The 7,902-nt window shown below is 70.3% G+C and carries 6 protein-coding genes; all 6 read right to left on the minus strand.

Annotated features, from left to right (window positions below):
- Positions 1 to 9 precede the first annotated feature (9 nt).
- Positions 10 to 1,278, minus strand: coding sequence for a phosphopyruvate hydratase (gene eno / locus BKD30_RS01510; protein ID WP_076701012.1), 1,269 nt, complete (start codon positions 1,276 to 1,278; stop codon positions 10 to 12).
- A gap of 45 nt (positions 1,279 to 1,323) precedes the next feature.
- Positions 1,324 to 2,163, minus strand: a complete 840-nt coding sequence (locus tag BKD30_RS01515) for a hypothetical protein (RefSeq protein WP_143588005.1) — start codon at positions 2,161 to 2,163, stop codon at positions 1,324 to 1,326.
- Entirely contained in the window at positions 2,160 to 3,743 is a 1,584-nt protein-coding gene (locus BKD30_RS01520) for a MutS-related protein (protein ID WP_076701017.1), read from the minus strand. Before BKD30_RS01520 ends, BKD30_RS01515 begins: the two co-directional genes overlap by 4 nt.
- Positions 3,740 to 5,320: a MutS-related protein gene (locus tag BKD30_RS01525; protein ID WP_076701020.1), complete on the minus strand. Its 1,581-nt coding sequence runs from the start codon at positions 5,318 to 5,320 to the stop codon at positions 3,740 to 3,742. Before BKD30_RS01525 ends, BKD30_RS01520 begins: the two co-directional genes overlap by 4 nt.
- Positions 5,321 to 5,667: 347 nt before the next feature.
- Positions 5,668 to 6,936: an MFS transporter gene (locus tag BKD30_RS01530; RefSeq protein ID WP_076701023.1), complete on the minus strand. Its 1,269-nt coding sequence runs from the start codon at positions 6,934 to 6,936 to the stop codon at positions 5,668 to 5,670.
- Between the two features lie 244 nt (positions 6,937 to 7,180).
- The coding region (locus BKD30_RS15725) for an HNH endonuclease (protein WP_143588006.1) at positions 7,181 to 7,902 on the minus strand (722 nt) is incomplete at its 5' end.

The following is a 7,902-nucleotide window of genomic DNA, read 5'->3' on the forward strand; positions in this document are numbered from 1 at the left end:
GTCGACGGGTCAGTCGGCCAAACCGAACGGAAGGTCGGGGGCCGCGGCGGAGATCTCCAGCAGCCGGTTGTACTTGGCGACCCGTTCGCCCCGGGCGGGGGCGCCGGCCTTGATCTGCCCCGTTCCGGTGGCCACCGCAAGGTCCGCGATGAACGGGTCGGGCGTCTCACCGGAGCGGTGGGAGATCATCTGGGTGTACCCGGCGTCGCGGCACAGGCGTTGCGCCTCCAGCGTCTCGGTGACCGTGCCGATCTGGTTGAGTTTGATCAGGCAGGAGTTGCCGATCCGCCGCTCGACGGCCGCCGTGATGATCGCCGGGTTGGTGACGAAGATGTCGTCCCCGACGAGTTGAACGCGGTCCCCGAGCCGCGTGGTCAGCTTCGCCCACCCGTCCCAGTCGCCCTCCGCCAGGCCGTCCTCCAGGGACCAGACCGGGAAGTCGGTGACCATCTGTTCGTAGCGGGCGATCATGTCGTCGCTGCTCAGGGCTTCCCCGGCGACGTGGTAGCTGCCGTCCCGCGAGAACTCGCTGGAGGCAGGGTCCAGGGCGATGGCGACGCCGTCGCGCCCGGGCTCGTAGCCGGCCTCGGTGATGGCCTGCACGATGAGGCGCAACACGTCCTCCGGCAGGGCGATGTTCGGCGCGAAGCCGCCCTCGTCACCCAGGCCGGTCGCGTCACCGCGGGCCGCCAGCAGTGCCCGTAGGCGCGCGTACACCGCCGCCCCGGCACGCAGGGCCTCCGGCAGGGACGGCGCTCCGACGGGCGCGATCATGAACTCCTGGAAATCCAGGTCGTTCGGGGCGTGCACTCCGCCGTTGAGGACGTTGAAGTGGGGGACCGGGAGCCGGGGCAGCACACCCTCCGGCTGCAGCGACTGCCACAGCGGCCCATTCCCGGCGAACGCGCGAGCCACGGCCATCGACACCCCGACCAGCGCGTTCGCGCCGAGCCGGGACTTCGTCGCCGTACCGTCGAGGTCGATGAGCGCGGCGTCCACGTCGGGGAGCGAGGTCCAACGCTGCCCGCGCAGGGCGTCGGCGATCTCGCCGTCGACGGCGGCCGCCGCTTTCGTCACGCCCTTGCCCCCGTACCGCTCCGGATCGCCGTCCCGCAGTTCCACCGCTTCCCGGGTGCCGGTGGACGCGCCGGAGGGGACCCCGGCCCGGTAGCGACCACCGTCGCCGGTGGTGACGGTGACCTGGAGGGTGGGGTTACCACGGGAGTCCAGGATCTCCAGTGCCGAGACCTCGGTGAACGTGAGCTGCTGCTGCGCCATGACGCGTCCTTTCCTTCGACCACTGCTGGTCGTCGCTGCTGGTCGTCACTGGTCAGGTGACGCTGACGGCCGGGTGGTGCTGCGCGACCCGGTGTCCCGACTCCGATCGTTCGGTATCGGTGGCACCACGGTCAAGGGGAACCGCCAGCCGTTGAACCACGCCACGGCCGCCACCCAGGCGGCGTCCTCCTCCGGTGTGGACGGCCGGCCCCCGGCGGTCATGGAACCCAGCAGGGCCCGCAGCCGGGCGGTCCAGAGGTCGAGCGCATCGAGCTCGGAGTGCAGGACGTGGTCCGTGAGGTCGGCGTGGTGCAGCACCAGGTGGGGTCGGCACCTGATCGCGGCACCGGTCGTGGTCGGCTGGTCGGTGCAGTCGGGGCACACGAGCGGGGACCAGCAGGGCGCGGTCTCCCGGAGCCACGCGATCGTGTAGCGCATCCGGTTGGCCTCCGCGGCCAGCTTCGCGGGGTCGAAGCCGGCGTGCGTGACCACGAATCGGGTGGGTTGCCGGCCGCGCACGTCGTCGCAGATCAGGCAGGTCCCGTCCCGGCGCAGGATCCGGTCACGACGGCGCCGCCGCTGCCGCCGCAGGCGCGTGGACATCTCCTCGAGCAGGTCCGTGTAGAGGACGGCGACGTCGAACGGCTGGTGTCCGCCGCGCCGACCGGCGCCCTGTTCCCACAACTCGATCTCGGTCACCGCGTAGGCCCAGGCATGCCGCTCGCACGGTCCGTGGTGCGCCCGCAGTCGGGCACGGAACTGGCTGTTCATGATGTCGCCGTGGATGAAGGACCACAGCACGCGGACCTCGTCGACGCTCAGGTCGTGGTCCGGGTCCGGGGCCAGCGGCAGGTCGTACCGGGACGGCTCGGTCGGGCCGGTCATGCCCGGGCCCCCGGCTCGGGATCCGGGTCGCCGGAGTTGCATCGGCATCCCGCGGATCCGTGGCCCGAAGTGGGCCGGTGGACCGCCGCGGTCGCATCGTGACCGCCGAAGACCTGGTCGTAGACGTCGAGCCCGAAACTGGTGATCAGCGCAGGCCCGGGTACCAACCGGAAACGGTGGTCGGCGGCGTCAGTGCGGGGAGCGCGCAGGAAGTCCGGTCGCAGGGTGGGGATCCGCTCGACGGCGCGGGCGAACTCGTACAGGTGGGTCACGCTGTGCACCCGGACACCGGCGTCGACGAGAGCCCGCGTCACGTCGAGCAGCAGCTGGGAGCCTTCCGCCTCGTTCGTGGCGGAGAACGACTCGTTGCACAGCAGCAGGTCTCCGGGGCGGATGACGGCGATGATCCTGCCCATCCGGCCCAGTTCTTCGTCCAGTTTGCCTCGACGCAGCTCGGCGTCCTCCTCCCGCGCCCAGTGGGTGTAGACCTGACCGACCGGCCGCATCGCCAGGTCCCGCGCCGGTGCGGGCATCCCCGCCTGCATCATCAGCTGCGCGGTGCCGAGAGACCGCAGCAACGTCGACTTCCCACCACGGTTGGCACCGGTGATCACGAGCAGGTCCGAGTGCAGGTCCACCGAGTTGCCCACGGGTGCCCGGCCCGTCCGCAGCGCCAGGCAGGGATCGTAGAGGCCGATGGCCACGGTCGCGTCGGCGGCCCACGGGTCCGGGGTGCAGGTCGGGGCTCCGAGTGTGTGGAGGGCGTTGACGGCGTTGCCGCAGGCGAGGTAGAACGCGAGTTCGGTGCGCAGCGCGGTGAAGAACGCGAGGACGTGGTCGACGGACTGGGTGGCGGCGTTGGCCACATCGTTCACGCTGCGGTCTCGGAGTCGAGCCAGTGCGTTGGCCCCCGCCTCGTCCCGGTCGGGCAACGTGAACGAGAACACCGGTCGCCTCATCGGCGTCCGATCGAACAGGCGCCGGTTCTCCTCCCGGGGCCGCCGCAGTATCTGGCTCACCACTTCACCACCCGGCCCGATTCCCGCGCTCGTCAGCAGCCCCTGCGGGAATGACAGCTCGCGCAGCGTGCGGCGCAGCCGAGCCATGAATGCGTCGTCGAGCTCCTGTTCGATCATGGCGAAGAACCGGCGGAACGCCGGGGACGCGAAGCCGCCGGTCACCGGCGCGCGGACCCGGCGCAGCCGGTCGAGCCGATCGGCCAGTTCGGTCAGCATCCGCACCGCCGTGGACAGCTCCAGGTCGGGATGACCGTGGACGGGCAGCAGGAACAGACTGCGCCGGATGGTCACCGCGTCGACGGCGATGTCATAGAGTTCGGCGATCGTCGCGGGGTGCCGGAGGCAGTCGGCCAGCGCCTCCTGCCGGTACCGGATCGTGCCCGGATCCGCGAGGGGACGGAGCAGGGCCGCGCGTGCCACGGCACGCAGGAAGGGATCGCCGCCGCTCATGGCATCCCACAGGTAGTGCAGGTGCAGGTCTGCCGCGACGTCCTCGGCGAACGGCGGGTCGTCGTCGCCGAGCTCGGTATCATCTCCCGGATCCATCAATTGCACCTTCATGGCCGGTGCTCCTCGAGCGCCACGCCGGAGCGGTCCAGGCGGCTGCGGATCTGGTCGAGCGTCAGCCCGTGTCGGGCGGCCAGGGCGCGAGCGTACGCACGGCCGTCAGCGACGCGTCGCTCCACCCGGAAGGTGCGGACGGCGGCGTCATCGGTGTCGACGCGAGCGACCATGCTCACGGTGTGCTCGTTGAGGCGGGACAACTCGTCGATGAAGGTGACGCAGGCCGACAGCGCGTCCAGGGCACAGATCCGCCGCAGGACGTCCGCGGTGAGGATCCGCGCGTCGTGCAGAGCCGTCGACGCGAACAGTTCGTTGACGACGATGACGGTGTGGGTGGTGGCCCGGGCGAAGACCGCGTGCAGGCGGTCGACCTCGTCACCGAGCCGGCCTTCGAGCGTGTCCAGACGTTCCTCGCGCTCGAAGACGGTGAGCACCTGGTCACACAGGGACAGCTGAGCCGTCCGGCCCGGGACCGGGCACCCCAGGGCGGCCAGATAGTGCACTTGGCCGAACATGCGAGCGGTGGTCGTCTTCCCACCCTGGTTCGGGCCGGAGATCACGAGGATCCGCTCCGGGCCGGTCAGGTGCAGGTCGTTGGTCACCACCCGATCTCCCTGTGCCACCGCGCGGGCGGCCAGGGCGAGGTCCCAGCCGTCGGTCACGTGCATGTCCTTGCGGCTCGTCGACACGGTTGGATAACACGTCACCAGACCGGATCGGCGCAGCGGCGCCAGCTGATCGAGGTACGCCAGGTAGAAGGGCACCTCGTCGACGAATCGGGCGATGGCCGGGTCCCGGTACGTCCCGGTGTCCCGCGCGAGTGACACCAACGACGAGAAGAGCCCGGGATGGATCTGCGCGGCTCGTTCCAGGATCCACGCCTGCACGTGGTCGATCGCCGGCTCGCGGAACACCGTGTGGTGGTCGGCGGCCTCGCCGTGGCGGAACCGGGCGAAGACGGACAGCACCGCTTGCTCGAGATCCGCTTCGTCGTCCGTGGCGGCGACGGCGACCTTGCCGCCGTCCCGGATCAGGAGGTTGTGCCGGGCCTGGGAGATGTCCTCCCGCAGGCGCGGTGCCCGGACGGCCAGCGAGCCGAAGACCGCCGACGCGCGGTAGACGGCCACATGCCGTTGCAGACCGTCCCAGCCGGTCGAACGGACCGGGGACTGCGTCAGTGCCGCCGTCAACGCCTCGTCGAAGTTCTCGACCGCCGCGACGTAGCCGGTGAGCGCGTTGAGGTGCCACAGTTCAGCCAGGTAGGGGCCGGAGGCGCGGGACGCCGCGCTCTCACACCGATCGCTCGCCGTCATCGACGTCAGGAATCCGGCCACGGCGTCGGCAAGGGCGGGCTCCTCCAGGGCGCGGAAGACGTCCTGTCGGTAGCGGACGTCGCCCACCGCGGTGAGCAGCGTACCGAAGGCGTGAGCCGCTGTGGGTGTGCTCCCGCCGATCCGTTCGAAGACCCGATCCAGGGCCAGGTCACGCACCGTGTCGGTGGACTGGACGGAAAGCGAACGGAAGTTCCCCGGCGTCAGGATGCTGGTGAAGCCGCTCTCGGATTGACCGGGCACCGGTGACTCCTCTCGTCACAGGCGCCATCAACCAGTCGGTCGTTCGGGCCGTGGCCCCGGTGAGCTCCATCACCGCACTGCTCACGCTTGCACGTTCGCCGCCTCGCCGCAAGGGCATGGCCGCGACATGTCCCTGTCGACACGACATCACCCGCCGTCACGGCCGTGGCGCAGAGTCCCTGCGAGCCAGGCAGCCAGGAACACGGCCACCGCCACCGCGCCTGGACGATGATCGTGAACGTGGTCAGGGCCGGAAGATCGGCGACGGTCGCAGACCAGATCAGCGAGCAGGCTGATGAACCCGACGATGACGACGAAGCGCCAGGCCCGCAGCCGCGGGGACGGTGTCACGAATTCTTCTCCCGTCGTCGCCGGTCCGGGTGGTGCCGTGCACGCAGCCGTGCCGTGCCGCTCAGGAACACCACCAGAGCCGCGAGCATGACGAGCGCCATGACCAGCCAGGAGGTGCGATATCCGAGCCACGCGACGAGCAGTCCGAGGAGAACCGGACCCAGGGCGTGTCCGGCGTCCCAGAGACTACCGAAGACACCCATCGCGGACCCGTAGTTGCCGCGCGTGACCAGATCGCCGATCATCGCCATGGTCGACGGTGTGACGATCCCGGTCCCGAGCCCGAAGATCACACTGAACAGGAGCAGCAGAAGGAAGTCGCCGGTGTACGGGATCGCGATCAACGTGACCACACAGAGCGCGACTCCGGCGACGATCAGGGGAACGCGGGTCGGGAGGCGATCGGAATAGCGCCCCATCAGGGGTCGACTCACGACGGAGGCGACGCCCTGGCCACCGGCGAGCAGACCGATCTGCCACACGGACAGCCCGACGCCGACGCCGTAGATCGGCAGGTACGCCTGCAGGGAGCCGATCCCGATCCAGAGCACCGCCTCGACGAGACTGACGAGCCGGATGGCCGGGTCGGCCACGATCTCGCGCACTCCTCGCGCCAGCGTGCGCAGGCCGGCGGCGATGCCCGCCGGTGCGCCGGACTCACGTGGTGGGGCGCTGCTGATCTCGTCGTCGGGGAGCCGGAGCATCGCGGCCAGGGCCAGGAGGCCGACGGCACCACAGATCACGAACGAGCCGCCGAAGTCCGACATCGTCACCGCGAGCACGGTGCCACCGAGCACGGGACCGAGGACGACGCCGGCGTTCTCGGCGGCGTTGTAGATGCCGAGTCGGCTGCCGCGGGCGTGAGGGTAGGCCTTGGCCACCAGCGCCGAGGCGGGCGGCGCGTAGAGCGCGGTCGCCAGACCGTGGTAGAACCGCACGATCAGCAGCCCTGGCCACGTGAACGCCAGCAGGTAGAAAAACGGACCCGTTGCCTTGACCAGGGAACCCGCGAGCATGAGGCGACGGAAGCCGAACAGATCGGAGAGCGCTCCCGCGGGCAGCTTCACCACGATCCCGGTGATGGTCACGGATCCGACGATGAAGCCGATCACCTGAACAGGAGAGCCGAGGTGTTGTGCGTAGAGCGGCGTCAGGGGAGTGCGCGCCATCTCGTAGCTGAGCCGGCCGAGGAATCCGACAGCGCAGAGCACGGTGAACGGCGCGGGTCGGCGGGTCGGTACCGTCCATTCGTTCCGCGCGGTCACGCCAGAGCCGTCCGTAGCCGACTGCCCCGCTGCGACACGGTCACGGCCGTCATGTCAGCGCTTCCGGTCGGCCCCTTCATGCGAGACCTGCTGCGGCTCACCGAAGCACTGCAGAACCCGGGAATCATCCGTCCTCCTACCGTCCGGCGTGGTGCGCCTCATCGGTAGGGACTGTTGTCGGGAATCTCCGAGGTTCGAAACGGCGAGCCCCTCCGCCGTCACATGCAGCATCGCGGTCATCGTCTCACACGCCGACGTGCGGGGCGAGGGCAGGTAGGTTGCGGTTCAACCGGCCGACAGGACGGCGACCGGTTCGCTGCTGGGCGGCATCGGCGGCCCGGGCGGCATCGGCGTCCTGGGCTAGACCCGCGGCGCTCAGCGTCCCGGGCGGCCGGGTGGTCCCGGCCCGCTCCACCGTCCCGGCGGCCACGGCTGTACCCGACAGTGCAGCCCTTCCGGACGTGTCACCCATGCCTGCGGTACGGGCAGTCCCGCTCCTCCCGGGCGGAGCAGACCATGGCCCTGTCGTGCCGGTCGCGGTGGTCGGCCTGGTCGTGCTGACGGTGCAGGTGCCGGGTATCGGGGGTGCGGTGGAGGTGTAGGTGTGTCCGGTGGGGGTCGTGGTCACCACGGTATGTCGTGGCCCGTCGACCGGGACGGCATCCCAGCCGGGGGCTTCCTTGGCGTGATTGCACCGTTCGCACAGGCCCTGACCGTTCACCTCGCTGGTGGCCCCACCAGCGGCGTGGGCGTGCACGTGGTCCACGTGCCGGATCGGTGCGTCACACCACGGGGTCCGGCAGGTCCGGTCCCGCACCTGGATGAACCGGCGCAACCCCTCGGGCATCAACCGGGCCCGCGAGTCCATCCCGACCAGTTGCCCGGTGTCCGGGGCCAGGAACAAGCGACGGAGGAACACGTCGGTCCGGCCATCGACCAGCTCCCGCGCCCACGGGGCCGGGACCA

This window comes from Tersicoccus phoenicis (assembly GCF_001968835.1).
GTDB lineage: Bacteria > Actinomycetota > Actinomycetes > Actinomycetales > Micrococcaceae > Tersicoccus > Tersicoccus phoenicis.